Annotated in this window: 27 protein-coding genes and 2 tRNA genes; 12 read left to right on the plus strand and 17 right to left on the minus strand. The window is 66.6% G+C overall.

What is annotated here, in order from left to right:
• The 4 genes from OXR08_RS10670 to gntA all read right to left on the minus strand — a co-directional run.
• The coding region (locus OXR08_RS10670; RefSeq protein ID WP_267349686.1) for a hypothetical protein at positions 1–183 on the minus strand (183 nt) is incomplete at its 3' end.
• Positions 184–195: 12 nt separating this feature from the next.
• A complete protein-coding gene (uvsE, locus tag OXR08_RS10675) occupies positions 196–1,314 on the minus strand; it encodes a UV DNA damage repair endonuclease UvsE (RefSeq protein ID WP_267349688.1) in 1,119 nt (372 codons plus the stop codon).
• The gene (locus OXR08_RS10680; RefSeq protein WP_112382712.1) at positions 1,311–1,907 is read right to left on the minus strand and encodes an urea carboxylase-associated family protein; all 597 of its coding nucleotides are present in this window, start codon (positions 1,905–1,907) and stop codon (positions 1,311–1,313) included. Before OXR08_RS10680 ends, uvsE begins: the two co-directional genes overlap by 4 nt.
• Positions 1,900–2,592, minus strand: coding sequence for a guanitoxin biosynthesis heme-dependent pre-guanitoxin N-hydroxylase GntA (gene gntA / locus OXR08_RS10685; protein ID WP_149680752.1), 693 nt, complete (start codon positions 2,590–2,592; stop codon positions 1,900–1,902). The genes OXR08_RS10680 and gntA overlap by 8 nt, the downstream gene beginning before the upstream one ends.
• Before the next feature lie 156 nt (positions 2,593–2,748).
• Here gntA and OXR08_RS10690 point away from each other — a divergent pair, with 156 nt between their 5' ends.
• From OXR08_RS10690 to OXR08_RS10700, 3 genes are all read left to right on the plus strand, one after another.
• Positions 2,749–3,435, plus strand: coding sequence for a Crp/Fnr family transcriptional regulator (locus OXR08_RS10690; RefSeq protein ID WP_267349691.1), 687 nt, complete (start codon positions 2,749–2,751; stop codon positions 3,433–3,435).
• Positions 3,436–3,447: 12 nt separating this feature from the next.
• The gene (locus OXR08_RS10695) at positions 3,448–3,630 is read left to right on the plus strand and encodes a hypothetical protein (RefSeq protein WP_112382715.1); all 183 of its coding nucleotides are present in this window, start codon (positions 3,448–3,450) and stop codon (positions 3,628–3,630) included.
• A 133-nt stretch (positions 3,631–3,763) separates the two neighbouring features.
• Positions 3,764–5,860, plus strand: coding sequence for a M3 family metallopeptidase (locus OXR08_RS10700; RefSeq protein WP_267349694.1), 2,097 nt, complete (start codon positions 3,764–3,766; stop codon positions 5,858–5,860).
• A gap of 104 nt (positions 5,861–5,964) precedes the next feature.
• Here OXR08_RS10700 and OXR08_RS10705 read toward each other — a convergent pair whose 3' ends face one another.
• The 9 genes from OXR08_RS10705 to OXR08_RS10745 all read right to left on the minus strand — a co-directional run bounded on the left by OXR08_RS10705 (position 5,965) and on the right by OXR08_RS10745 (position 13,260).
• The gene (locus OXR08_RS10705; protein WP_267349695.1) at positions 5,965–6,087 is read right to left on the minus strand and encodes a hypothetical protein; all 123 of its coding nucleotides are present in this window, start codon (positions 6,085–6,087) and stop codon (positions 5,965–5,967) included.
• Positions 6,088–6,150: 63 nt separating this feature from the next.
• Positions 6,151–6,474 (minus strand): hypothetical protein, encoded by a 324-nt coding sequence (locus OXR08_RS10710; protein ID WP_267349696.1) that lies wholly within the window; start codon positions 6,472–6,474, stop codon positions 6,151–6,153.
• Between the two features lie 878 nt (positions 6,475–7,352).
• A tRNA-Lys gene (locus OXR08_RS10715) sits at positions 7,353–7,428 on the minus strand.
• A 25-nt stretch (positions 7,429–7,453) separates the two neighbouring features.
• Positions 7,454–7,529, minus strand: a tRNA-Lys gene (locus OXR08_RS10720).
• Between the two features lie 101 nt (positions 7,530–7,630).
• The gene (gene rodA / locus OXR08_RS10725; protein WP_267349697.1) at positions 7,631–8,743 is read right to left on the minus strand and encodes a rod shape-determining protein RodA; all 1,113 of its coding nucleotides are present in this window, start codon (positions 8,741–8,743) and stop codon (positions 7,631–7,633) included.
• A complete protein-coding gene (gene mrdA / locus OXR08_RS10730; RefSeq protein ID WP_267349699.1) occupies positions 8,740–10,809 on the minus strand; it encodes a penicillin-binding protein 2 in 2,070 nt (689 codons plus the stop codon). The genes rodA and mrdA overlap by 4 nt, the downstream gene beginning before the upstream one ends.
• Complete coding sequence (locus tag OXR08_RS10735) at positions 10,806–11,324, minus strand: rod shape-determining protein MreD (RefSeq protein WP_112382718.1); 519 nt, start codon at positions 11,322–11,324, stop codon at positions 10,806–10,808. Before OXR08_RS10735 ends, mrdA begins: the two co-directional genes overlap by 4 nt.
• The gene (mreC, locus tag OXR08_RS10740; protein ID WP_267349702.1) at positions 11,321–12,193 is read right to left on the minus strand and encodes a rod shape-determining protein MreC; all 873 of its coding nucleotides are present in this window, start codon (positions 12,191–12,193) and stop codon (positions 11,321–11,323) included. Before mreC ends, OXR08_RS10735 begins: the two co-directional genes overlap by 4 nt.
• A gap of 26 nt (positions 12,194–12,219) precedes the next feature.
• Entirely contained in the window at positions 12,220–13,260 is a 1,041-nt protein-coding gene (locus tag OXR08_RS10745; protein WP_112382720.1) for a rod shape-determining protein, read from the minus strand.
• A gap of 163 nt (positions 13,261–13,423) precedes the next feature.
• Here OXR08_RS10745 and mutL point away from each other — a divergent pair, with 163 nt between their 5' ends.
• Together mutL and OXR08_RS10755 are read left to right on the plus strand one after the other, a co-directional pair.
• Complete coding sequence (mutL, locus tag OXR08_RS10750; RefSeq protein WP_267349703.1) at positions 13,424–15,196, plus strand: DNA mismatch repair endonuclease MutL; 1,773 nt, start codon at positions 13,424–13,426, stop codon at positions 15,194–15,196.
• A gap of 236 nt (positions 15,197–15,432) precedes the next feature.
• Positions 15,433–16,182: an SIMPL domain-containing protein gene (locus OXR08_RS10755; protein ID WP_267349705.1), complete on the plus strand. Its 750-nt coding sequence runs from the start codon at positions 15,433–15,435 to the stop codon at positions 16,180–16,182.
• A 566-nt stretch (positions 16,183–16,748) separates the two neighbouring features.
• Here the strand turns inward: OXR08_RS10755 and rplI are convergent.
• Genes rplI through rpsF form a run of 3 tightly spaced genes read right to left on the minus strand, consistent with a single transcriptional unit; the run spans position 16,749 to position 17,974 of the window.
• On the minus strand, positions 16,749–17,336 hold the full coding sequence (gene rplI, locus OXR08_RS10760) for a 50S ribosomal protein L9 (RefSeq protein WP_112382723.1): 588 nt from the start codon (positions 17,334–17,336) through the stop codon (positions 16,749–16,751).
• A 12-nt stretch (positions 17,337–17,348) separates the two neighbouring features.
• Positions 17,349–17,573 (minus strand): 30S ribosomal protein S18, encoded by a 225-nt coding sequence (rpsR, locus tag OXR08_RS10765; RefSeq protein WP_007403456.1) that lies wholly within the window; start codon positions 17,571–17,573, stop codon positions 17,349–17,351.
• Positions 17,573–17,974, minus strand: coding sequence for a 30S ribosomal protein S6 (gene rpsF, locus OXR08_RS10770; protein ID WP_112382724.1), 402 nt, complete (start codon positions 17,972–17,974; stop codon positions 17,573–17,575). Before rpsF ends, rpsR begins: the two co-directional genes overlap by 1 nt.
• Positions 17,975–18,215: 241 nt before the next feature.
• Between rpsF and fabD the strand changes: the two genes are divergently transcribed.
• The 6 genes from fabD (at position 18,216) to mltG (ending at position 23,211) form a co-directional block, all read left to right on the plus strand.
• Complete coding sequence (gene fabD / locus OXR08_RS10775) at positions 18,216–19,175, plus strand: ACP S-malonyltransferase (protein ID WP_267349734.1); 960 nt, start codon at positions 18,216–18,218, stop codon at positions 19,173–19,175.
• Positions 19,176–19,204: 29 nt separating this feature from the next.
• Positions 19,205–19,621, plus strand: coding sequence for a GxxExxY protein (locus tag OXR08_RS10780; RefSeq protein WP_149680745.1), 417 nt, complete (start codon positions 19,205–19,207; stop codon positions 19,619–19,621).
• Positions 19,622–19,633: 12 nt separating this feature from the next.
• On the plus strand, positions 19,634–20,374 hold the full coding sequence (gene fabG / locus OXR08_RS10785) for a 3-oxoacyl-[acyl-carrier-protein] reductase (protein ID WP_267349736.1): 741 nt from the start codon (positions 19,634–19,636) through the stop codon (positions 20,372–20,374).
• Positions 20,375–20,508: 134 nt separating this feature from the next.
• Positions 20,509–20,745: an acyl carrier protein gene (locus OXR08_RS10790; RefSeq protein WP_267349738.1), complete on the plus strand. Its 237-nt coding sequence runs from the start codon at positions 20,509–20,511 to the stop codon at positions 20,743–20,745.
• A 103-nt stretch (positions 20,746–20,848) separates the two neighbouring features.
• Positions 20,849–22,105, plus strand: a complete 1,257-nt coding sequence (gene fabF, locus OXR08_RS10795) for a beta-ketoacyl-ACP synthase II (protein ID WP_112382727.1) — start codon at positions 20,849–20,851, stop codon at positions 22,103–22,105.
• Between the two features lie 140 nt (positions 22,106–22,245).
• Positions 22,246–23,211 (plus strand): endolytic transglycosylase MltG, encoded by a 966-nt coding sequence (gene mltG / locus OXR08_RS10800; protein ID WP_267349740.1) that lies wholly within the window; start codon positions 22,246–22,248, stop codon positions 23,209–23,211.
• A gap of 296 nt (positions 23,212–23,507) precedes the next feature.
• Here the strand turns inward: mltG and OXR08_RS10805 are convergent, their stop codons facing one another.
• The gene (locus OXR08_RS10805; protein WP_267349742.1) at positions 23,508–25,931 is read right to left on the minus strand and encodes a TonB-dependent receptor; all 2,424 of its coding nucleotides are present in this window, start codon (positions 25,929–25,931) and stop codon (positions 23,508–23,510) included.
• 245 nt (positions 25,932–26,176) lie between these two features.
• Here OXR08_RS10805 and OXR08_RS10810 point away from each other — a divergent pair, with 245 nt between their 5' ends.
• The gene (locus OXR08_RS10810) at positions 26,177–26,647 is read left to right on the plus strand and encodes an Hsp20 family protein (RefSeq protein WP_112382730.1); all 471 of its coding nucleotides are present in this window, start codon (positions 26,177–26,179) and stop codon (positions 26,645–26,647) included.
• Positions 26,648–26,652 lie beyond the last annotated feature (5 nt).

Here is a 26,652-nt window from a genome sequence, read left to right on the forward strand (position 1 = left end):
TTCGGCCGCATGGGCGATCTCGTCGCGGCCTAGTCGACCGAGCAGGGCGAGCAGCGCATCGTCATCGGCAGCGAGCCATTGGCGCAAAGCCTCGCGAACGCGGCCCTGCACCATGCGGCGGCGATCGGGGTCGAGCGGGGCAAGCGCGGTTTCGGGCGAATCGGCAGGCGGCGAAAGCATCACGCGAATGTGGTATCAGGCGTCGCCCTCGTCCACATCGGGTGCATCGTCGGCATCGGCACCATCCTCCAGTTCGGCCTCGTCCTCGCTGAGCTCGGCGGCATCCTCGGCGGTGATGCCGAAGCGGGCGGCGACGTCGGGGGCGAAGCGCAACATGTCGGGGCGCAGCTTGATGAGGCTGATGTCCTTGGACTTGCCTTCCAGCATCACGTCAAATTCCAGACCCTCGGCGGTGCGCATGAAGGTGCAGAATTCGAACGGGTTGGTGAAGTCGGCATGCCCAGTCCAGATCGGCGGGCGCAACACCGTCTTGACCCGGGCGCCGGGCTTCAGCGGCGCCTTGAGCTGTTCGCCCTTTTTGGGTTTGGCGCCGGGGGCGACCTTTTGCTTGATCTCGCGCAGTTCGGTGCGGGGGCTGGAGAAATGGATCTTGGGCCGGACGCCGGCGGGCCAGCTTGCCATGAATTTTTCGAGCGTGTCGCGCAGGTCGAGCCGCTCGGGATTGAGGCACCAGAAATGCTGATAGTCGAAGATCAGGCGGACGCCGGTGCGCTCATGAATCCACAGCACGTCGGCCGCCGAGAAGCGGATGTCGTCGTTTTCGAGGACGAGGCGGCGGCGAACATGTTCGGGGCATTGCTCCCATCCCGCGATCCAGCGTGCGCGGCTGGCCTCGTGATCGTCGTAGACGCCGCCGACATGGGTGACCATCACGGCTTCGTCGTCCAGCTCCATACGGTCGAGCATTTCGGCCTGGCTGGACAGATCCCAGATGCTCTTCGTGGTCAGCGCCGGATTGGGGGCGTTGAGCAGCACATATTGCGATGGGTGGAAGGACAGGCGCATGTCGAGCGCGCGCGCCTTGGCGCCGAGCGCGCGCAACTCCGCGTCGCTTTCCGCGACCATGTTGTGGAATTGCGGCATGTCGGGGTGCGTGGCGTAGGGCGCAAGGTCCGACGAGAGGCGGTACATGTCGATCTTCTGGGTCGCCAGATAGTCGAGGATGGCGTCGACATATTCGAGCGAGCATTTGAGATGCGGATTTTTCTGCCAGCGCCGGGTGTCGTTGGATTTCATCCCCGGTTTCCCCATGACCTTGACGGGGAAGCCGAGGCGTAAGGGGCGATCGGTCATGCGGCGGGGCCGGCGTCGATGCGGTACTGAATCGGCTTGAACGAGCCGCCGTTCGACTGGAGGGCGGAGCAGGCGGTGAGGCCGATGACGAGGTCCATCTCGGCGCGGAAGCGGATGAAGTCGCCGGCCTTGCTGAGCGGGGGCTCGACGGTGAAGGTGCCGGTGGCGCCGTCGATCGGCACGTTCATGAAGCAGTTGAAGGCGGTGGGGATCATGTCCGGCTCGACGCCGTAGGGCTCCAGCGCAGCAGCGAGATTGCCGAAACAGCCGCGATGGGGATCGGTGTCGCCGTAGATGATACGGAACGTGTCCTTCGAACAGGGCGTCAGCAGGAAGTCGTGCCGGCCGACCGTGTCCTCCAGGATGGAGAGCATGACGTTGGACCGGTTCGAATAAAGCGGGTCGCCCGTGGTCAGGTAGAGCCGGCTGGCATAATCGAGCGTGCGGCCCGAGGAGATGACCTCGCGCAGATCATCCGCGTTGAACGCGAGCAGGTCGGACACCTGACAGCCTTGCGGATCGATCACGGTCAACTCGGCGCCCTTCGGTAGCCGGAAACCGGCACCGGAGCGGGGCGGGATCGTCTCAACCATGCGCCGCACCTCCGCCGCGATGAAAGGGGCAGCGCCAGTCGGATGGCACTTCACGACCGCTATACTGGCGCGCCTCGCTGATCTCGCCGTGACGGGCGAGCATCGGGTTGAGCGAGCCGGCGAGATCGAGATCGCGCGCAAGGATGGAGGCGCGCAGCTTCTCGTAGCGCTGCTGTTCGCGCAGCACCTCGAACTGGTCGTGCAGGTTGAACACCATGGCGGGCGTGGCGAAACGCCGTGCGGGGCGGCTGGCGGCGGGGTGGAGGCCGACGACGAAGAACGCCTCGCCCGCAAAGCTCAGCGAGAAATGCGGATCGTCGGGATCGGTGCTGACGCTGGGGTCGGGTTGGTAGCCGAGCCATTCGTCCTTGTCGGACAGCGACTGGGCACGCGCCCACAGGTGCCGCTCGAACCCGGCCTCGTCCAGATCGCCGGGACCTTCGAACAGGATGACCAGGGTTCGGAACAACGCACGGTCGGCGCGATATTTGGCGACGGTGGTGGTGAGTGCCGGCAGGATGCGCATATCGTCCCAGGCGGAGCGCAGGTCGCGGGCGACCAGAATGTCCATCTGTCCCTTGGCCAGTGCCGATTTCGCCCCCACGCACGGAAAACTTGCCTCCCGTATCGCGCCGATGAATTCCTCGGCGAGGGGGTGGTCGTTCTGGTAACTGATCGTTCGCATGGCCGATGGAACCCGCGGGGTCCAACAATGTTGCGTCAGATGATGATGTATTGACCTGGATTAAGACGAATGTTCGGTCCCCGAAATACAGGCGGTGAACGAGGAGCGGACAGCATGATAACGGATCTGTTTTTGCGAGGCCGCGGGCGGGAGAGGATGTCCGCCACCGATGTCCAGGCGCTGGAGGACTCCGTCGAGGATGTCCGCACGCTGGGCCCGCGCCAGTTGCTGGTCGAGCGGGGGCGCGAGGTGCAGAACAGCACGTTGCTGCTCGAAGGCCTGATGTGCCGGTACATGGACGACCGGGAAGGGCACCGGCAGATCGTGGCGTTTCATGTGCCGGGCGATTTCGTCGACCTGCACGGCTTCACGATGAAGCGGCTGGACCATGACATCGGTACGCTGACCCCGGTCCGCTACGGCGTGGTGCCGCATGCGCGACTGACGACGGTGACCGAGTCCTGGCCGCGCCTGACCCGGCTGCTGTGGTTCTCGACCCTGCTGGATGCCGCGATGCACCGCGAATGGATCTTCCGGCTCGGACGGCTGGGCGCCGAGGGGCGGGTGGCGCACATGTTCTGCGAACTGCACGCGCGCATGGCGATGATCGAACGGGTGACCGACGGCAGCTTCACCCTGCCCGTCACACAGGTCGACATCGCGGAGGCGTGCGGGCTGACCAGCGTGCATGTGAACCGCGTGTTGCGGAGCCTGCGCGAGCGCAATGCGTTGACATTCAAGGGTGGCGTTGCGCGTATTCTCGACCTGAAGGTGTTGGAGACGCTGAGCGAATTCGACCCGCTTTATTTGTACAGCTCCGATGTCGAACTCGGGGCCGGCTAGGGAGATGTGCGTATGGCTTCGATCGAGCCGGAGAGTGTGGCGGGGCGGGCGACCGCGGAGAATGGCATCGTCATGCTGGATGGACCGAACGGCGTGGCGGTGGCGATGACACCGGCGGCGGCGCGCGATACGGGTCGCTCGCTGATTGCCGCGGCGGATGCAGCCGAGGGGCAGGCGCAACCGTCGCAGGAATGAACGCCGGCGGTCGCAACCGGCGAAACGGGTCAGGGACCTTTACGCATTGTGGCAGAGGCTTATGGTGGCAGGGTTTTTCCAACGGGAGCCCTTTGTGCGCCATGCCTTTCTCGCCGCCGGACTTGCGGCGTTGATGTCCACCACTGCCATTGCCGGGGAACAGGCCGCTGCACCCGCCGCCGCCCCAGCCGCCAATGCCAATCCGCTGCTTGCCACCTGGACCGGCCCCTATGGCGGCGTGCCGCCCTGGGACAAGGTGAAGCCGGAGCTGTTTCCGCAGGCGTTCGAAGTGGCGCTTGCCGAGCGGGCGGCGGACTATGCCAGGATCGCCAACGATCCCGCCAGGCCAACCTTTGCCAACACCTTCGTGCCGATGCAGAATGCGGGCGAGCGGCTGGGCCGGGTGATGACGCTGTTCGGCGTGATGACCGGCAACATGAACACGCCCGCCTATCAGAAGATCGACCGCGAATGGTCGCCCAAGCTGGCAGCGGCGCAGGACCGGATCACCTTCGATCCCAAGCTGTTCGCGCGGATCGAGGCGATCTATCAGGCGCGCGACACGAGCGGGCTGAACGCGCAGCAGAAGCGGCTGGTGACGCGCACCTACGACATGTTCGTGCGGCAGGGTGCGAAGCTGGATGCGGCGCAGAAGGCGCAACTGTCGCAATATAACCAGCAACTCGCCACCGCCTTCTCGGAATTCTCCGAAAAGCTGCTCGGCGACGAGGGCAAGGCGATCCTGGTCACCGATGAGCGGCAACTGGCCGGCGTGCCTGACAGCGTGAAGGCGGTCGCCAAGGCGGCGGCAACCGAGCGGGGACAGACCGGCTGGGCGATCGTCAACACGCGCTCCGCGGTCGATCCGGTACTGACCTTCGCGACCGATCGCGCGCTCCGAGAGAAGGTGTGGCGCGGCTTCGTCAATCGCGGCGACAACGGGGACGCCAACGATACGAACGCGACGATCGCGCGGATCGTGAAGCTGCGCGCGGACCGGGCGCACCTGCTCGGCTTCAAGACGCACGCCGACTGGCGGATGCAGGACACCATGGCCAAGACGCCGGCCGCGGCGATGGACCTGATGATGCGCGTCTGGCCCGCCGCCAAGGCGCGGGTGGCCGAAGAGGTTCGCGACATGCAGGCGATCGCGGATAAGGACGGCGGCGCGAAGATCACGATCGAGCCGTGGGATTACCGCTTCTACCAGGAGAAGGTGCGCAAGAGCCGCTACGACCTGGATCAGGCGGAGCTGAAGCCGTATTTCGAGCTGAACAACATCATCCAGGGTTCGCTTTATGCTGCCAACCGGCTGTACGGGCTGAACTTCAAGGAGATTACCGGCACCGTACCGGTGTTCGAGCCGAACATGCGCGTGTGGCACGTGACCGACCGGGCGGGCAAGGAAGTGGGCCTGTTCTACCGCGACGATTTCGCGCGGACGGGCAAGCGATCGGGCGCCTGGGCGAACACCTATCGCAGCCAGCGCAACCTGCCGCCGGTGCGCAACGTGCTGTCGTCGAACAACAACAACTTCGCGAAAGGCGCGCCGGGCGAGCCGATCCTGATCAGCCTGGACGATGCCGAAACGCTGTTCCACGAGTTCGGCCATGCGATCCATGCGATGTTGCAGAACGTCTATTATCCGGGGCTGGCGGGCACGCCGCGCGACTTCGTGGAATATCCCAGCCAGGTGAACGAGCATTGGCTGCTGACCCGCGACGTGCTCGACAAATATGCGCGCCACTACCAGACCAAGGCGGCGATGCCGCAGGCGCTGCTCGACAAGATCAAGGCGTCCGAGACGTTCAACCAGGGCTTTGCGACGACCGAATATCTGTCCTCGGCGATCGTGGACATGAAGCTGCACACGGTGGCGGACGGGGTGGTCGATCCCGACCGGTTCGAGCGTGAGACGCTGGCCGAGATCGGCATGCCCAAGGAACTGGTGATGCGGCACCGCCTGCCGCAGTTCAATCACCTGTTCTCCTCCGACAGCTATTCGGCGGGCTATTACAGCTATTTGTGGTCCGAGACGATGGACGCGGACACCTTTGCGGCGTTCGAGGAAGCGGGCAGCCCGTGGGACAAGGCGACGGCGGATCGCTTTGCCAAGGTGCTGCTGTCGACGGGTAACGAGACCGACCGCGCGGATGCCTATCGCGCGTTCCGGGGGCGTGACCCGGACGTGAACGCCCTGTTGAAGCAGCGCGGTTTCCCGACGCGGTAAGGACCTTCACCTTCCAACCGGAGCCGGTTTCCGGTTACGTGGGCGCGTCGCCGGTCCTATGATCGGCGGCGCGTTTTCGTGTCGGGGGACGGCATCGCCCCGGCCTAATCTGTGGGGGCGATCATGCGGGTCGGGGGAATTGCCAAGCGCGCCGGGCTGATCCTGCTGGCGGTGGTGATCTGCCTTGCCGCATGGCTGTTGATCGCGCCGCCGACGCTGCTGCGCATCGGCAGCGGCTATACCGCCAAGATCGTCTGCTCCAACGTCTTCCTGGCGGGGCGGGATGCCGATCAGGTGCGACGCATCGACGTGCAGGCGCCGGGCAATCCGCTGTTGCGGCTGATGTCGGTGGATGTCGACCGAGCGCGGCGCGTGGTGACGGTGGCCATGCTGGGCGTGATCGGGCGCAACCAGGCGGTGTACCGCGAGGGGCTGGGCTGCACCACGGTGCCGGACGGCGATGTGGAGCGGGTGCGGGCGCAGGTCGCGCCGTCGCGGGCGATGCTGCCGCCGCCTGCATCATCGGCGCCCTGGCCGACGGGAAGCGCGACGGGGAACGCCGACCCTGCGGTCGCGGCCGTGCTGGCCGACGACGCGCTGGTCGGGCCGGGCATGCGTGCGGTGGTGGTGGTGCGGGACGGGCGGATCGTGGGCGAGCGCTATGCGCCCGGGTTTACCGCCGATACGCGATTGATCGGATGGTCGATGACCAAGACGGTGACGGCGGCGCTGGTCGGCACCGTGCTCGGCCGGTTCGGGGGCGTGGGCGCGCAGGGCCTGCGGCCTGAATGGACCGATGCACGGGCCCGCATCACCTTGGCGCAGTTGCTCGGCATGGAAAGCGGGCTGGCCTTCAACGAGGATTATGGCAGCACGTCCGACGTGAACCGGATGCTGTTCACCGCGCCCGATCCGGCCGGCTATGCCGCGGCCATGCCGCTGGCGGTGACGCCGGGGACGGTGTTCGATTATTCGTCGGGCAGTTCGGTGATCCTCGCCCGACTGTTCCAGGATCGGTTCGCACGGCCGGCGGATGCGCTGCGCTGGCCTTATGACAGGCTGTTCGGGCCTGTGGGCATGCGCAGTGCGGTGCTGGAGGTCGATGGACGGGGAACGTTCGGGGGGGCGTCGTTCCTCTATGCCACGGCGCGAGATTGGGCGCGGTTCGGGCAGTTGCTCTTGCAGGACGGGGTGTGGGCGGGTGCCCAACTGCTGCCGCGCGGCTATGTCGCGTGGATGCACGCACCGAGCCGGGCGTCAGGTGGGCGATATGGACGCGGACAGGTGTGGCGCCGCCTGCCGCAGGGCATGGACCGGGCGGGCTTGCCGGCCGATACCTACTGGATGCTGGGGCATGACGGGCAGTCGGTCGCGATCATCCCCTCGCGCCGGATGGTGGTGGTGCGCATGGGCCTGACGCCGCGATGGGCGGGATATTCGCCTGCACCGCTGGTACTGGGGGTGAGCGCGGCCGGCCGTGCGAAGGGGAGGGTGGTGGACGCACTTGGGCTCGAACCAAGGACCCGCTGATTAAGAGTCAGCTGCTCTACCAACTGAGCTATGCGTCCGTACCCGTCAGGGGCGGAAAAGGGATGGTGGACGCACTTGGGCTCGAACCAAGGACCCGCTGATTAAGAGTCAGCTGCTCTACCAACTGAGCTATGCGTCCATTCCCGCCAGCGCCGCGATGGAGCGCCTTGGTGAAGCGCCCCGGCATCGGGGAAGCGCGCGGTTAGCACCCGCCGCGGAGTTTGCAAACCCTTTTTTGCCCTACCAGCGCGTTGCGCGACGATTTTCCCGGTCGAGGCTCATCAGGATGCCCAGGCACAGCAGCACCGTCATCTGCGACGACCCACCATAGCTGACCAGCGGCAGCGGAATGCCGACAACGGGAGCGAGCCCCATGACCATCATCAGGTTGATCGCGACATAGAAGAAGATGGTGGTGGACAGGCCGGCGGCGGCCAGCCGCGCAAAGCGCGTCTTGGCGCGCTGGCCGACATCGATGCCCCAGCGGATGACCAGCAGGAAGGCCAGGATCAGCAGGCAGCCGCCGACCAGACCCCATTCCTCCGCCATGGTGGCGAAGACGAAGTCGGTATGCCCCTCCGGCAGATAGTCGAGATGGCTTTGCGTGCCGTTCAGGAAGCCCTTGCCCCAGATACCGCCCGAGCCGATCGCGATCTTGGACTGGCTGATATGATAGCCGGTGCCGAGGGGATCGCTTTCGGGATCCATGAAGATCAGGACGCGGTTCCGCTGGTAATCGTGGAGCAGCAGATTGAAGGCCAGTGGTGCGGCGATGGCGACGCTGATCGCGCCACCGATGAAGAGGCGCAGGGGCACGCCCGCCAGGAACATGACGGTGACGCCGCCGGCGCAGATCATCAGCGCGGTGCCGAGATCGGGCTGCTTCATCACGATGACCGCCGGAATGCCGATCAGCACCGCCGCCGGCCAGATGCCCGACCAGCGCCGTGTCTCGGCGGGGGGCAGCACCTCGTAGAAGCGGGCACAGGCCAGCACGATCAGGGGCTTCATCAACTCGGAGGGCTGAAGGCGGATGAAGCCGACATCCAGCCAGCGCTGGCTGCCGCCGCGTACCGCGCCGAGCAGCTCGACCAGGATCAGCGCGGCGACGATCGCGATATAGCCGGGCACCGCGATCCCCTTCCAGAATCGCTCCGGCAGGCGGGCCAGCACCAGCGAGCCGGCGAGCAGCACGAAGAAGCGGATGCCTTGCAGCATCGCCCAGGGCCTCAGCGATCCGCCGGCCGCCGAATAGAGCACGACGAGGCCGAAACTGCCGATCGCGGTGACCAGCAGGATGACGCGCCACGGTATGCGTGCCAGCGGTTCGGGGATGATCCGGTTGCGGCTCATTCATCGCCCTCGGGGATGGAGGCTTCCGCAACCGTGTTGCCAGTGGTCTGGGTCGCGCGCGTCTCCGCCTCGCGGTCGGCGGCGGCGGCGGCGGCCTCGACCGCGGGCGCGTCGGTGGGGATGACGGCGTCGGTCTTGGTCGCCGGCATCGGCGCGTTGACCGCGCGGTAAGCCGCTTCCTGGAAGGCCATGCGCGTTTCGATATTGCCGCCCCAGGTCGGCTCCACCTCGGCGAGGCTTTTGAGCGCGCGCTCGCGGTCGAACAGATAGGTCATGATGTCGCGCCCGATCATCGGCGTGTCGAGGTTGCGGACCGTATGGCCGTTATGTTCGAGCACGATGCCCGCGGCATAACGCGGATTATCGGCGGGCGCGAAACAGACGAGCAGCGCGTGGTCGCGCAGACGGAAAGGCAACTGGCCGTTCTTCAGCACGCCCGCACGCCGCTCCGCCATGGTGATGCGGCGGACCTGCGCGGTGCCTGTCTTTGCCGCCAGACTGACGCCCGGCACGTACATGCGCGCCGCGCCCCCGGTGCCGCCGCCGTTCACCACTCCGAACATCGCCTCCCGGACGATACGGAAATGATCCTGGTCCAGCGACAGAAACGGTGCGTTGCGATGAACGTCGGCGGCGAGCAGGCTGGGCTGTAGCGCGCGGCCGGAGGCGAGCCGCGCCGCCATCACCGCCAGTTGCAGCGGGTTGGCAAGCACATAGCCCTGTCCGATCGAGGCGTTCAGGCCATCGGCGACGGTCCATTTGGTCTTGTACTTGCGCTGCTTCCATTCGGAGTCGGGCACGGTGCCATAGCGCTGGGTCGCGAGCGGCAGGTCGAATTTCTGGCCCAGGCCCATCATCCGCGCGACCGGGGCGATCCGGTCATAGCCCATGCGGCGGATCATCTCGTAAAAATAGATGTCGCAGCTTTGTTCGATTGCGCGCTTCAGATCGACGGGGCCGTGCCCGCCGCGCTTGTGACAATGGAACACGCCGGTGCCGACGCGCATCGCACCGGAACAGAATACGCGCTCCGACGCCGGCACGCCGGCATGGAGCAGCGCCAGCCCGTTCATCGGCTTGACCGTCGAGCCCGGCGGGTACAGCCCTTGCGTCACCTTGTTCATCAAGGGGATGTGATCGTCGTCCGACAGCATCTTCCATTCGAGATGGCTGATGCCATCGGAAAAGCTGTTGGGATTGTACGCGGGCATCGACACCATCGCGAGCATCTCGCCGGTGAGGCAGTCCATCACCACCGCGGAGCCGGAATTGGTGCCGAGACGCCGGGCGACATATTCCTGTAAGCCGGCATCAATCGTCAGGCGCGTATTGTGGCCGGGTATGTCGGGGCGGGTGGCCAGTTCGGCGACCAGCTTGCCGCGCGCGGTGACCTCGACCCGCTTGGCGCCGGGGATGCCGCGCAGCCGCTTTTCCAGCGTCTTTTCCAGCCCGTCCTTGCCCAGCTTGAAACCGGGCGTGACGAGCAGGGGCTCGCGGGTTTCCTTATATTGCTCGGCAGTGGGGACGCCGACATAGCCGGTCAGATGCGCGACCGCGGCGCCGGCGGGGTAGTAGCGGGCAAAGCCGCGCGTCGGCTGTACGCCGGGCAGTTCGGGCAGGCGGACGCTGACCGCGGCGAACCGCTCCCAATCCAGGCGTTCGGCGACCTGCACCGGCTTCAGCCCCTTGGCATCCTTCAGGTCGAGGCGCAGGCGCTCCATGTCCTCGGGCGGAAGGCGCAGGATCTGTTGCAGCCGGGCCAGAACCGCGTCCTTGTTCTCCAGCCGCTCCGGTATGATGTCGACGCGGAAATCGGTGCGGTTGTTGGCGATCGGCAAACCGTTGCGGTCGATGATCCAGCCGCGACGGGGCGGGATCAGCGTGGTGTTGACGCGGTTGCTTTCCGACAGAAGCTGGTACTTCTCGTTCTGCGCGATCGACAGCCACGCCATGCGGCCGGCGAGCAGCAGGCCGATACCCGCTTGCCCCGCACCCAGCACGAAGGCGCGGCGCGAGAAGCTGTAGGCCTGGGCGGCCTCGGTCATCGTGCGGACGGGGCGCTTCACGCCGCCTCCCGGCCGCGCTTGCGATCGATCCAGGCGACGGTGCGCGCCGCCAGGGGAAAGAGCATGATCGTCATCACGATCTGCGCCACTAGCACGGTATCGACCTGCGCGCCCAAGGGAACCGCGATCAGCCGGCCCATGACCAGGCAAAAGGCGATGCCGCCGGCCGCGATCAGCCAGTCCTGCCAGAAGTCGCGAAACACCAGGCGCTGTTCGATAAGCTCGATGGCGAGAAACGTCGCGGACCAGAGCAATACCGCCGAGCCGAGCGGCTGGCCGCTGGCGAGGTCGTCGAACGCCCCCAGCGGTGCCGCCGCCCAGGGGCGCAGCGCGAAGCGGGCGAGCAGCCGCCAGGCGAGCAGCATCAGCAGTCCGAAGGGCGGCAGCACCGGGAAGGTGGCGATCGCCGGCAGGATGGTGACGAGCGACCCCGCCATCACCGTGATCCACGGCAGTGCGCGGGCGCGCCCCGGCGGCAGGCCGGGGTCGAAGGGTTTATAGTCCTGGGGGCTCACGGGCGGGGTGCGGGCGGAGCGGGGGGAAGGGGCAGGAAGGCGCGCTGGACGATCGCGAAATCGAGCGAGTCGGGGCGCGCGAAGGTACGGGCGGGCATGGAATCATTGCCGGTTCGCACCACGCGGGCGACCGGGATGCCGGGTGCGTAGAGGCCGCCGGTGCCGGAGGTGACGAAAAGGTCCCCGGTGGCGAAGCGCACATTGGTGGTGTTGACCGAGCGGATATCGACCATGCCGTCGCCGCGGCCGACCGCGAGCGCGGGCAGGCCGTCGCGGGTGCGGCGAACGGGAACGATGCTTTCGGCATCGGTGAGGAGCAGGATGCGGGCGACCGCCGGACCCGTTTCCACCACGCGGCCGATCAACCCGTCGGGCCCGCGCACGGGCATGCCGGGCTCCACGCCCTGCGCGCGTCCGGCATTGAGCAGCGCGAAGCGGCGGCCGCTGGACGCGGTGGAGCTGACCAGCCGCGACGTGAACACCGTATCGGCCGAACGGTCGCGAACGGCGAGCAGCGCGCGCAGCCGGCGATTATCATAGGCGATGGTGCGGGCACGCAGCAGCAGCGCCTCCGACCGCTTCAATTCGGCACGCAGGCGGGCATTCTCGTCATGGACGAAGAAATAGGTGGCGATCGTATCGGGCACCGACACCACGCCGTCGATCGCCCAGGCGGCGCTGGCGGAGACGGGCGCGGTGACGCTGGCCACCGCCATGCGCATCGCGGCGAAGGCGGGCGGGTTGAACCGCGATGCGACAAGCAACGCCGCCCCCACCAATGCGCCCGCCACCGCGAGCACATAGGCCAGAAACGCTCCATATTGCCGCCGCCGCGAAAACCCCGTGCGACGGTCGCGGGCAGGCGCCATGCGCCGGTCCCCCTGTCCTTCGAGGATTAGCCGTTGAGCAGAACGCCGCGGTACATCGGGTCTTCCAGCGCCCGGCCGGTGCCCAGTGCCACGCAGGTTAGCGGGTCCTCCGCAACGGTGACGGGGAGACCCGTCTCGTCACGCAGCACCTCGTCCAGACCCTGGAGCAGCGCGCCGCCGCCGGTGAGCACGATGCCCTGATCGACGATGTCGGCGGCCAGTTCGGGTGCGGTGTTCTCCAGCGCGACGCGAACGCCCTCGACGATCGTGGCGACCGGTTCCGACAAGGCCTCGGCGATCTGGCCCTGGTTGATCTGGATTTCCTTGGGCACGCCGTTGACGAGGTCGCGGCCCTTGATGTGGATCACGGTGCCGATGCCGTCGACCGGCGGCTTGGCGCAGCCGACCTCCTGCTTGATCCGCTCCGCGGTCGCCTCGCCGATCAGCAGATTGTGGTTGCGGCGGACATAGCTGACGATCGCCTCGTCCATCTTGTCGCCGCCGACGCGCACCGAGGTGGTGTAGGCAAGGCCACGCAGGCTGAGCACGGCGACCTCGGTGGTGCCGCCGCCGATGTCCACGACCATGCTGCCAATCGGTTCGGTCACCGGCATGTCGGCGCCGATCGCGGCCGCCATCGGCTCCTCGATCAGCCACACCTGGCTGGCGCCGGCGTTGGAAGCGGCGTCGCGAATCGCGCGGCGCTCCACCTTGGTCGAGCCCGAGGGCACGCAGATCACGATTTCGGGCCAGCGGGCGAACTTGCGCGGACCGTGCACCTTCTGGATGAAATATTTGATCATCTGCTCGGCGACGTCGATATCGGCGATGACGCCGTCGCGCAGCGGCCGGATCGCCTCGATCGTGCCGGGGGTCTTGCCCATCATCAGCTTGGCGTCGTCACCGACCGCCTTCACGCGCTTCACGCCGTTCAACGTCTCGACCGCGACGACCGACGGCTCGTTGAGCACGATACCGCGACCGCGCACATAGACCACGGTATTCGCGGTGCCGAGATCGATCGCCATGTCGTGCGACATGAATTTCAGGAAGCGGGGCAGGGGCATCGACACTCTTGTTCCGTCTGGAGGCCGGGGGGACGGCCGTTCGCACATCATCCAGCGAGCCCCAAGGCCTAAGAGCCGGAACAAAGCCAGGAGCCAGAACAGGCGCCGGTTCCGTCACGTTTGCGGGTCGCGGGATGCCGCCGCTTGGGCTAGGGAATGATGCATGTCAATACGGCGTCTCCCTGCGCATCTCGTCAATCGTATCGCGGCCGGTGAAGTGGTGGAAAGGCCCGCCAGCGCGTTGAAGGAACTGGTTGAGAATTCGCTGGATGCCGGTTCCACCCGAGTCGCGGTAACGCTGTCCGCGGGCGGCACGCAGCGCATCGAGGTGGCCGATGACGGGTGCGGCATGGATGCCGGCGACATGGCGCTGGCGCTGGAGCGGCACTGCACCTCCAAGCTGCCCGACGAGGCGATCGAGAACGTCACGACCCTGGGCTTTCGGGGCGAGGCGCTGCCCTCGATCGCGTCGGTCGCGCGGGTGACGATCGAAAGCCGGCCGGCGGGGCGGGACGGATGGTGCCGCGCGGTCGACAATGGCGAGGTGGTGCGCGACGGCCCCGCCGCGACGCCGCCGGGCACGCGGATCGTGGTGGAGGACCTGTTCGCGCGCGTGCCGGCGCGGCGCAAGTTTCTGCGCTCCGCCCGGTCGGAATATGCCGCCTGCCTGGATGCGGTGCGGCGGCTGGCGATGGCGCGGCCCGACATCGCCTTCTCGCTGGAACATGACGGCCGGCGCGTGCTGACCGTGCCGGCGGGGCAGGACCGGCCGGCGCGGGTCGCGATGCTGACCGACAAGGCGCTGGCCGAGAATGCGGTGCCGATCGACTGGGTGCGCGAGGAGCTGGTGCTGGGCGGGGTGGCGGGCATCCCGACCTTCAACCGCGGCATTGCCGACCACCAGTATCTGTTCGTCAACGGGCGACCGGTGCGCGACCGCCTGCTGATGGGGGCGATCCGCGGCGCCTATGCCGAGATGATGCCGCGTGACCGGCATGCGGTGGTGGCGCTGTTCCTGGACGTGCCCGCGCATCAGGTGGACGTGAACGTGCATCCCGCCAAGACCGAGGTGCGCTTTCGCGACCCGGCGATGGTGCGCGGGCTGATCGTATCGGGCCTGCGCCGCGCGCTGGACGAGGCGGGGCATCGCAGCGTGCAGCGGCCAGCGGAGTCGGCGCTGGCGATGTGGCGCCCGGAACCGGTGGCACCCGTCGCGGCGGCTGCCTGGCCCGCCGGTCCGACCGAAACGCCGGTGCTGGAGCGGCGATCGCTGTTCGAGCCGCGGGCGCATTTCAACGCACCCCCGCCGCTCGCCCGCGCCGAGCCGGCCTGGGCACCGCCGCCGCAGACCGCCGCGCATCCGCTGGGTGTGGCGCGTGGGCAGGTCGCCAAGACCTATATCGTCGCCGAATCGGAGGACGGGCTGGTGCTGGTCGATCAGCATGCGGCGCATGAACGGCTGGTGCTGGAGCGGATGCGCGCGGCGCTGGCCGGAGGGCGCGTGGCGTCGCAGGCATTGTTGCTGCCCGAGGTGGTGGAACTGGACGAGCCCGCCTGCGACCGGCTGGAGGCGCGGGGGGCGGAACTGGCGGAGTTCGGGCTGGAGCTGGAGCGGTTCGGACCGGCGGCGATGCTGGTGCGCGCGACCCCGGCGCTGCTCGGGCAGAGCGACCCCCGGGGCCTCGTCGCCGATCTGGCGGACGAGCTGGCGGCGTATGACGAGGCGCTCAGCTTGCGCGAGCGGCTGGATCATGTCGCATCGACCATGGCGTGCCACGGATCGGTGCGGGCGGGACGCATATTGTCGGTCGCGGAAATGAACGCGCTGCTGCGCGAGATGGAGGCGACGCCGCATTCGGGCCAATGCAACCATGGCCGCCCGACCTGGGTGAAGCTGGCGAATGGCGATATCGAGAAGCTGTTCGGGCGGAAGTGATTCGCGGAGGCTTTTGGCCGGCCGTTTCGCGGAAGTGGACACTACGTCCCCCATCCCGTGTCCACTTACCGTTTTTGCAATCGTCCCATGGTGCCGGATGATCGACGGGAACGGCGTGCAGGCCATGACCGCCGCATAGCAGAGTCCGGGCCTGTAGGACAGGCGCGGGCATGAGGGTGGTGGTGTCTGGCGCGGGGGCGGCTAGGATGACCGATCTAACCACAGGGAGGTATGGGATGCGCTGGACGACGGGGTTGATGCTGCTGGCCTTGCCGGCCGCACTGGCGGCGCAGGAGCGCGAGCCGGCGGTGATCCAGGTTGCCGGTACGGGGTCGGTAAAGACCGATCCCGACATGGCGTCGATGACCTATTCGGTGACCGGCGAGGGCGCGACGGCCGATGCCGCATCGCGGGCGCTGGCGACGAAGGCCAAGGCGATTGAGGCGGGGCTGTTGAACCTGCTGGGTCGTGGAACGGCGGTCACGACCAGCAACGTCAATGTGGCCGAGGTGCGCGGGGCGGAGTGCCGGACTGATTATGGAGAGCAAAGGCTGAGCGAGGGCGCCTGTGCGGTGATGGGTTACGTCGCGTCGCTGCGTGGCGCGGTGGAGACGGGCGCGGTCGGCAAGGTGGGAACCGGGGTTGGGCTGGCGACCCGGCTGGGCGCGCAACAGGCTCAGATGAACGGCTTCGCCTTGCGCGATCCGGCAGCGGCACAGGCCAGTGCGATCAAGGTCGCGGTACGCGATGCCAAGACCAAGGCGATGACGCTTGCAGCAGCAGCGGGGGTACGGCTGGGCACCATCCTGACGCTGAACGACGGCGCGGGCGGAGGCATCGAGGAGGTGCCTATGCCGATCGTCCTTACCAGCGCTCCGCCTCCTCCTCTTGCATCGCCGACCCCCGCGCCAGTGGCGATCGACGTGAAGCCCGCACCGATCGAGACGAGCGCGCGGGTCTCGGTTCGGTACGCTATCCTGCCCTGAAGAAACCCCAGCGGTTCATCTTTGCGCAACCTTTCCATGGGTCGCGCATTTAATCGCCAAAGACACTCCACTCGTCGGAAATCGGATCATGAAGCAGATCGTCCCCATCTTGTTCGCCGCCATTCCGCTGGCCGCCATGGTCGGTGCCTGTGTGATGTGCCCGTAACAGTAGCGGCGTGATCCGCGCTTGCGCGGGGTGATGGAAAAGGGCCTGCCGGTTTGCCGGGAGGCCTTTTTCGCTTTTTGGGGCTATGTGGTCTTCTGACCGGAGGGAGCATCACCCGACCCTTGCGTTGCGAGTGGCGATCGAGTGCCTTGTATCGCGAGGAGCTCTCCCTTCGCCGGGTCTCTCGATCCGTCATCTCGACAAGCGCGATGCCTGTGCGAGACGAACGGGGTGGGAAGGATTGATGGTCGGCGATGAAGGTCCGTCCTGCTTGGCCATGCCATGCAGCCCCCAAGCTTGTCCGCCTTCCTTTCCCGATGCGGCAGGGGTGATACGGAAAGGGCCGCTCGGATTGCTCCGGGCGGCCCTTCCTGTTTTCACGTCGTAAGCGAGCGGGCGATCAGGCCTGCTGCTCCTCCGGCTGAACTTCGGCCGTCGCGCCGGGTTCGGCGTTGGGATCGTAGTCCTCGGTGAAGCCAGCCTCGTCGCGCTCGAACATCTGCGACATGACGTCGACGCCCTGCGCCTGCATCTCGGCTTCTTCCGGGCTGCGGGCGACGTTGACCTTGACGGTCACGATGACCTCGGGGTGCAGCGCCACGCGCACCTCATACACGCCGATCGCCTTGATCGGCTTGTCGAGGATGACCTGGCTCTTGGTGACCTTGTGACCTTCGCCTTCCAGGATCTCGACCAGATCGCGCACCGCGACCGATCCGTAGAGCTGGCCGGTGTTCGACGCCTGACGGATCAGGGTGACGGTCACGTCGCCGAAGGTCTTGGCCTCCGCCTCGGCGTCGGAGCGACGCGCGGCGTTCTCGGCCTCGATCCGGGCGCGGTTCGCCTCGAACACCTTCTTGTTGGCTTCGTTGGCGCGCAGCGCCTTCTTGCGGGGCAGCAGGAAGTTGCGGGCAAAGCCGTCCTTCACCGTCACCACATCGCCGATGCCGCCGAGCTTCTCGACGCGCTCAAGCAGAATAACGTCCATGTGTAGGACTCCTTACTTCACGACGTAGGGCAGGAGCCCCAGGTGACGGGCGCGCTTGATCGCCTGGGCGAGTTCGCGCTGCTTCTTGGCGCTCACCGAGGTGATGCGCGACGGGACGATCTTGCCACGCTCGGACACGAAGCCCTGCAGCAGACGCACGTCCTTATAGTCGATCCGGGGCGCGTCCTTCGCGGAGAAGGGGCAGCTCTTGCGGCGGCGGAAAAACGGGCGGGCCATTATGCGGCTTCCTCTTCACGGTCACGACGGGGGCGTTCGCTGCGCTCGCCACGGTCAGCGCGACGCTCGCGGTCACGCTCCTGCTTGCGCATCATCACCGTCGGGCCGGCTTCATGCTCGTCGACCTTGACCGTCATGTAACGGATCACGTCTTCGTTGATCTGGGTCTGGCGCTCCAGCTCGGCGACCACGCCGGCCGGCGCGTCGATCTCGAGCATCACGTAATGCGCCTTGCGGTTCTTGGCGATGCGATACGCCAGCGAACGCAGGCCCCAGGTCTCGGTCTTGACGACCTTGCCCTGATTGTCCTCGACGATCTTCGTGGCGGCTTCCGCCAGCGCGTCCACCTGCGCCTGTGCCAGATCCTGGCGCGCAAGGAACACGTGCTCGTAAAGAGCCATGCAGCTTACCTTATGTTGGCCGATCGCTGACGCCCGCCCCATGCGGTACGCCCCTCCGGCTGTCGTCCATCGATGTAATGGCGCCGGGGCGGCGGACCGATGCCCGTCGCCCTGACGGTGCGGCCATAGCGATATCGGGGCGAAACGCAAGCTGCGATCGGCCCCTCGACGCTTGCCAGCGTGGAACAGGGTGCCTAACGCCCGCGGATCATTTGCCAACAGGGTAAGGCGGTCAAGGATCATGCGCGCGTTCATCTTTCCGGGTCAGGGCAGTCAGGCGGTGGGCATGGGGAAGGCCCTGGCGGAGGCCAGTGCGGTGGCGCGCGAGGTGTTCGGGGAGGTGGACGAGGCGCTGTCGCAGAACCTGTACCGGCTGATGGCCGAGGGACCGGCCGACGACCTGATGCTGACCGCCAATGCCCAGCCCGCGATCATGGCCAATGCGGTCGCCACCCTGCGCGTGCTGGAGCGCGAGGGGGGCGTTCGGCTGTCGGAGAAGGCGGACTTCGTGGCGGGGCATTCGCTGGGCGAATACAGCGCCTTGTGCGCAGCGGACGCGCTGGACCTGGCGACAACCGCACGGCTGCTGCGCCTGCGGGGTCAGGCGATGCAGGCCGCGGTGCCGGTGGGCGAGGGGGCGATGGCCGCCCTGCTGGGCGCGGATCTGGACAAGGCGCAGGTGATCGCCGGCGCGGCGGTGGATGCGATCCTGGCCGAGGGTGGCGAGGAACTGGTGTGCACCGTCGCCAACGACAATGATCCGTCGCAGGTGGTGATCTCGGGTCACCGCGCAGCGGTGGAGCGGGCGGTGTCGCTGGCCAAGGAACTGGGTGCCAAGCGCGCGGTGCTGCTGCCGGTGTCGGCGCCGTTCCACTGCCCGCTGATGCAGCCGGCGGCCGACGCGATGGACGCGGCGCTGGCCGAGGCGGACCTGCGGGCGCCGCTGGTGCCGGTCTATGCCAATGTCGATGCGGTGGCGGTGGCCGATCCGGGCGTGATCCGCACGCTGCTGGTGCAGCAGGTGACGGGCATGGTGCGCTGGCGCGAATCGGTGGCGGCGATGACGCAGGCGGGCGTGACGCAGTTCGTGGAGTTCGGCGGCAAGGTGCTGACCCCGATGGTCAAGCGCATCGCGCCGGATGTGGATGCGGTGAGCGTGGTCGGCATGGACGATATCGAGGAATTGCTTAAAAGGCTTTGATGTTCACGCGAAGCCGCGAAGACGCGAAGATGATGGATCTGGAGGCGGCCGCTTCCGATGTCATCGACGTTTCGCTGCGGCTTCATCGTGATCTTGGGCCGGGTTTGCTGGAAAGCGTTTACGAGACGGTGCTTGCGGCCAAGTTGAGCGCGCTGGGCCACAGCGTCGAGCGGCAGATGCCGGTTTCGTTTACGTTTGAAGGGCTTTCGTTTGACGCGGCTTTCCGGGTCGACCTTGTGGTGGCCGGTGCGCTGCTTGTCGAAATCAAATCGGTCGAGCGGCTGAACGCCGCTCATGGCAAGCAGCTGCTGACCTATCTTCGACTGACGAAACAGCCCCTGGGGCTGCTCATCAATTTTGGAGGCGCAACGCTGAAGGAAGGGCTGCGACGTATCGTCAACGGCCACACCGCCTTCGCGTCATCGCGTCTTCGCGTGAACCAATAAGGATTGCGAAGCATGTTCGATCTGACGGGAATGACGGCGCTGGTGACGGGGGCTTCGGGGGGGATCGGGTCGGCGATCGCCCGGGCGTTGGCGGGGCAGGGGGCGCGGCTGGCGGTGTCCGGGTCGAACGTCGCGAAGCTGGAGGCGTTTCTGCGGGAGCTGGGGGGCGATCATGTCGCGCTGCCGTGCGACCTGTCCGACGCCGCGGCGGTGGATGCGCTGGTGCCGCAGGCGGTGGACGCACTGGGCGGCCGGCTGGACATCCTGGTCAACAATGCCGGGGTCACGCGCGACAACCTGACGATGCGGATGAAGGATGACGAATGGGATCAGGTGATCTCCGTCAATCTGGAAGCCGCGTTCCGCCTGATGCGCGCCGCCGCCAAGCCGATGATGAAGGCGCGGTTCGGCCGCGTGATCTCCATCACCTCGATCGTCGGTGCAACCGGCAATCCGGGGCAGGCGAACTATGCCGCGTCCAAGGCCGGCCTCGTCGGCATGTCCAAGGCGATCGCGCAGGAACTGGCGAGCCGCAACGTGACGGTGAACTGCGTCGCGCCGGGCTTCATCCGATCGGCGATGACCGACGTGCTGCCCGAGGCGCAGAAGACCGCGCTGCTGACCAAAATTCCCGCCGGCGACCTCGGCAAGGGGGAAGACATCGGCGCGGCAGTCGTCTATCTCGCCAGCCGCGAGGCCGGTTACGTGACCGGGCAGACCTTGCATGTGAACGGCGGCATGGCGATGTTGTGACCGAAGTCCGATGGGCTTCGAGTGGGCTGTAATCGGGGTCCAGGAAGAACCCGACGGGCTTGCCACAGCGTTTTGCCCGTTCTACGTGCGTTCAGAATACCGTTAAACCCCGCAGGATACGAAGAGGGATTACCATGAGCGAGACCGCCGACCGCGTGAAGAAGATCGTCGTCGAGCATCTCGGCGTCGAAGCCGACACGGTGACCGAGGACGCGAGCTTCATCGACGATCTCGGTGCCGACAGCCTCGACATCGTCGAGCTCGTCATGGCGTTCGAGGAAGAGTTCGGGGTCGAGATCCCCGACGATGCCGCCGAGAAGATCACGACCGTCAAGGACGCGATCACGTACATCGACGAGCATAAGGGCTGATCCCTTCGGGGATTGACCTAGCCCGTCAAGGGCCGGAATTTAGCGGCTTCCCGACCCCGGCATAGTGGGCGGGGAGCCGTTTTCGTTGTGAATGGAGTGGAATATGCGGCGCGTCGTCGTCACCGGACTGGGTCTTGTCACGCCGCTGGGTGCTGACGTGGAAACCGCCTGGGCCAATCTGATCGCTGGCAAGTCGGGCGCCGGTCCGATCACCCGCTTCGATACCACGGGGCAGAAATGCACCATCGCGTGCGAGGTGAAGCCCAAGGATCACGAATATGGTTTCGACCCCGACAAGCGTGTCGACCACAAGGTCCAGCGTCAGGTCGATCCGTTCATCGTCTATGGCATCGACGCCGCCGGGCAGGCACTGGAAGATGCCGGCCTGACCGAGATGGACGAAGAGACGCGGCTGCGTGCGGGCGTGTCGATCGGATCGGGTATCGGCGGCCTGCCGGGCATCGAGCTCGAATCGGTCAATCTGGACCAGCGCGGCCCCGGACGGGTCAGCCCGCACTTCGTGCATGGCCGCCTGATCAACCTGATCTCGGGTCAGGTCAGCATCAAGTATGGCCTGATGGGCCCCAACCATGCGGTGGTCACCGCCTGTTCGACGGGCGCGCATTCGATCGGTGACGCGGCGCGGATGATCCGCGACGACGATGCCGACATCATGCTGGCCGGTGGTGCCGAGAGCACGATCAATCCGCTGGGCGTGGCGGGCTTCGCACAGGCGCGCGCGCTGAACATGAGCATGAACGACCGGCCGACCGAGGCCAGCCGCCCCTATGACAAGGGCCGCGACGGCTTCGTGATGGGCGAGGGCGCGGGCGTCGTCGTGCTCGAGGAATATGAGCATGCCAAGGCGCGCGGCGCCAAGATCTATGCCGAGGTCGTCGGTTACGGCATGTCGGGCGACGCCTATCACGTCACCGCGCCGCATCCCGAGGGCAAGGGTGCCGAGAATGCGATGCGCATGGCGCTGCGCAAGGCGGGCATGGAGCCGTCGGACATCGATTACATCAACGCCCATGGCACGTCGACCATGGCGGATACGATCGAACTGGCGGCCGCCAAGCGGGTGTTCGGCGACGACCTGTCGGGCGCGTCCATGTCGAGCACCAAGTCGGCGATCGGTCATCTGCTCGGTGGCGCCGGTGCGGTGGAGAGCATCTTCTGCATCCTCGCGCTGCGGGACCAGATCGTGCCGCCAACGCTGAACCTCGACAATCCCGACGAGGGGACCGAAGGCGTCGACCTGGTGCCGCACACGGCCAAGAAGCGTGAGGTCAAGGCGGTGCTGAACAACTCCTTCGGCTTTGGCGGGACCAACGCCTCGCTGGTGATGAAGGCGATCTAAACGTCGATAGGTCAGGGTGCCGGGCTTGTCCGCGCGCTGACGCTCCCGCAAAGCGGGGGCACAAGGGGCGCTTCGCTTCTGTCGTTCGTTACGGACGGCGAGGCGGGGCGCCTCTGTTTATGACAAGCAGGTGAGGGACGATGCGCAAGCTGGGCTGTCTGTTGGTGCTGATCGCCGCCATCGTGCTGGCGGGGTTCGTCGCGGCGAACATGTGGGCGGGCGCCGGCCCGGCCGAGCGGCCGGTGACGGTGGTGGTGCCGCAGGGCGCCAGCCTGGCACGCGCGGCGACCGAGCTGGAACAGGCCGGGGCGATCCGCTCCGCCACCCGCTTCCGCCTGCTCGCGCGGGTCTTTGGCGGTGGCGGGTCGATCAAGGCGGGCGAGTATGACGTGCCCGCCGGAGCCAGCGCCAGCGAGGTCTATGCGCTGTTGCAGGACGGCAAGGTCCGCCAGCGGATGGTGGTGGTGCCGGAGGGTTACCCATCGGCCCTGGTACATGATGCGCTGATGCGGGCGGACGGCCTGACCGGGGAGGTGCCGGTGCCGGCCGAGGGGTCGATCCTGCCGGACAGCTACGCCTTTCAGCGTGGCGACACGCGCGCGGCCGTGGTGACACGGATGCAGGCGGCGATGGACCGCTATCTGGCGGACGCCTGGGCGAAACGGAAACCCAACATCGCCGTATCGACGCCCGAACAGGCGATCATCCTCGCCTCGATCGTCGAGAAGGAAACAGGCAAGCCGTCCGAGCGGCGGATGGTGGCGGCGGTCTATGGCAACCGGCTGCGCATCGGCATGCCGTTGCAGGCGGACCCGACGGTGATTTATCCGATCACCAGGGGGCGGCCGCTGGGGCGGCGCATCCTGCGGTCCGAACTGCATGCCAAAAATGGGTACAATACCTATGCCAGCGCCGGCCTGCCGGTGGGGCCGATCGCGAATCCGGGGCGGGCGTCGATCGATGCGGTGCTGAACCCCGCGTCGAGCCCGGCGCTGTATTTCGTGGCGGACGGGACGGGCGGGCACGTCTTCGCCAACACGTTGCCCGAACATAATGCCAATGTGGAGAAGTGGTACGCCATCCGCCGCTCGCGCGGCGAGATGTGAGGGAGGGGGCCGGGGTGACCGGCCCCTAGAGCCAGATGACATGCGGTTGAGCCATCTGCCCGTTCGTCTCGAGTAGCCGTCGAGTAGCGGCAAAGCCGCGTATCAAGGCGGTGTATCGAGAGACCGGTTGGCACACGGGGCGGTACCTCGATACGATGAGCAGGTGAACATGCCCCCAGCATGTTCAGGATCGTCCGGGGGACGATCCGACCCGCTCATCTCGATACGCTCCTGCGGAGCTACTCGATCTCTACTCGGCACGAACGGAACAGGGCAAAGTCAGCACGGTCGCGCGATCAGAAGGACCGCGAGACCGTCAGGCCATAGGTGCGCGGATCGCCGGGCTGTCCGACGATCAGGCCGGTCGAGCCGGACTGGGTGGCGAGCAACTCGTAATAATCATGGTCGAAGGCGTTGCGCAGCCAGGCAAAGACGTTCCAGCTGTTCGGTGCCTTGAACCCCAGGCGGAAATTGGACAGGCTGTAGCCGTTCACATCGGTATAAGCCGAGCGTGACGGGTTGGACGAGAATTTCGACCGGTAGCTGCCGTCATAGCCGAGGTAGAAGGCACCCTCGACCCCGGCGACGGTGGCGGGCAGGTCGTATTCCGCGCCGTAGGAAAAGGCCCAGCGCGAGATGCCGGGCAGCCACTGGCCGGAAATATTGCAATTGTCCGGGCTGGCACCGGGGGTACCGGCGGGGGCGGGTGTCTGGCCAGGCTGGAGGGCGGTGCCGCCGGCAAGTTCGGGCGGGCAGGGCGCATCGACGAAGCGGACATATTTCGCGTCGGTGAAGGCGCCGTTGGCGTAGAGGTTGAGGCGCGAAGTCGGGCGAAAGGCGCTGTCGATCTCGATGCCGCGGGTGCGGACCTTGCCGGCATTGGCCAGATAGCCGCGCAGCACGCCGACCTGATTGTTGGTGACGGTGGCCTGATAATCCTCGATCTCGGTCCAGAAGGCGGCGACGTTGACGGTCGCGCGGCGGTCGGCGAACTGCGTCTTCAGGCCGAGTTCGAAGTGATTGACCTTTTCCGGGTCGATGCGCGCCGATTCCAGGATCGGGTTGTTGTTGCGATCGAGCGGCAGGCCCGACAGGTTGATGCCGCCCGATTTGTAGCTGCGCGCATAGGTGGCGTAATAGTGCACGTCGGGCGTGACGTCATAGGCGACGGTCAGGTCGCCGGAGACGTTCCAGTTGTCGAAACTAGGCTGGTAGCTTTGCGGGGCGAGGACGCCGCGCTGGTCGGCGGTCAGCGGCGTGTTGGTGCCGTTGGTGACCACCGAGACATAGGAGCCGTCCTTCTTGTCGTAGTTCAGGCGCAGGCCCGGTGAGATCGACAGGCGATCGGTGGCGTGCCAGGTCAGCTTGCCGAACAGCGCCGCCGACGTGTTCTTGAACCCGATGGTGTTGCGCGAGGTCAGGCCATCGAGGGTCGCGGGGTTGCGGCCGCCGGCGCTGGTCGGGTTGAGCAAGAAGGCGCTGGCGGCGGGGCCCTGTACCTGCAAACCCTGCGTATCGATCGACTGCCAGAAGTAGAAAAGGCCGGCGACGTAATCGAGGCGGCGCTCTCCGGTCGAGGCGATGCGCAGTTCCTGGCTGACCTGGCTCTGCTGCGAGGGGTTGGCCGACACGGTGGTGATGGGCAGGCCGATAAAGTCGCGGTCGTTGGACGGGTCCCAATGCCAGAAGCGCCAGGCCGAGACCGAGGTGATCGCGGCGCCGCCGATATCCCAGTTGGCGAGCAGCGACAGGCCGCCCAGTTCCTGCCGGGCGCGCAGATCGGTGTCGACGTCGGTCAGCCGGTCAAAGGCGTTGGTGGAGGGGACGGCATAGCCCTGCGCGGCGGCGAGCGCGGCATATTGGCGGTTGAGCGGACGCTGGGTCGCGCCGGTGCGGGCGTAGTATTGCACGCAGCAATTGGGGTTCTGGCGGTTGTAATCGCCCGACAGGGTGAGGTCGAGCGTGGGGGTGGCGTGCCAGAGGATCTGGCTCTTCACGCCGACATTGTCCTGGCTGTTCTGCCATTCGTCCTGCCGGACATTGTAGATCGTGCCGCGGCGGGTGGTGACGGAGGCGGAGAGGCGCATCGCGACCAGATCGTCGACCAGCGGGCCGGAAATCGATGCCTTGCCCTGGAAGAAATCGAGATTGCCGCCGGTCAGCTCGACCCGGCCCTCCGGCGTGAAGCTGGGCGCGCGGGTGGAAATGTTGATCGCGCCGGCGGTGGTGTTCTTGCCGTAGAGCGTCCCTTGCGGCCCGCGCAGGATCTCGATGCGCTCGGTATCGGTGAAGTCGAACGTCGCGGACGCGATGCGGCTGTAATAGACCTGGTCGACATAGATGCCGACGCCCTGTTCGATCCCGTCGTTGGTGAGGCCGAAGGGGGCGCCCAGACCACGGATATTGGCGGCGGAATTGCGCGGGTTGGTGGAATAGAATTGCAGCGTCGGCTGAAGCTGGGTCAGGCGGCTGACATTGTAGGCGCCGGTTTCCGCCAGCGCGGTGCCGCCGATGACCGATATGGCGATGGGCACGGACTGCACGGTTTCGTTGCGGCGGCGCGCGGTGACGACGATGTCGCCGCCGCCCTGCTGCGCGGTGCCGAGGCGTCCCTGCTCGGCGGGGGGCGCGGGGTCCTGCGGTCCTGCCGTCTGGTCCGGCGGGGTCTGCTGACCGGCGGCGATCTGGCCGGCGAGCAGCAGCGCGAGCGTGAGCGACATGAACGATTTCCCTTTTGATCCCTGGTCGCCGCGTAATCTCTATTGATATGATGGATATTCAACATGGCTGTGCCTTGCCGGCGGCAAAGCGCAGCTATTGCGTCGAAATTTGCATCCTGGTTCTTGAATGGCGGTTGGCGCGAACCAAATAGGTTCAGTGCGGTGCCGCCACGGGCCGCGCCTGGATGTCGCAGCGAACTGGACATCCCGCAGACGTCAACTCGCTTCTTTTGGAGGTTTTGCAAATGCGACTCGACCTGACCCCTTATCGCCGTTCGACCATCGGCTTCGACCGGCTGTTCGACCTTCTCGAAACCAACGCACGCAGTGCCACGGCCGAGAATTATCCCCCCTTCAACCTCGAGCGTCTGGCCGAGGATCGGTACCGCATCACCATCGCGGTCGCCGGTTTCAGCCGTGACGAGATCGAGATCACCGCGCAGCAGAACCTGCTGCTCGTCGCCGGCCGCAAGGATGAAAAGGCGGGTGCGCCCAACTTCCTGCATGTCGGCATCGCCAATCGCTCGTTCGAGCGGCGCTTCGAACTCGCGGACTTCGTGTTCGTGGAGGATGCGCGCCTGAACGACGGGCTGCTCGTCATCGACCTCGTGCGCGAGGTGCCGGAGGCGATGAAGCCCAAGACGATCGCGATCAAGACGGGCCAGCCGCTCGCTGCGGTGGAGCATGTGGACCAGGGTGAAGCCCAGGCCGCATAAGCCCA

It is taken from the genome of Sphingomonas sp. GM_Shp_2, from assembly GCF_026540875.1.
GTDB lineage: Bacteria > Pseudomonadota > Alphaproteobacteria > Sphingomonadales > Sphingomonadaceae > Sphingomonas > Sphingomonas carotinifaciens.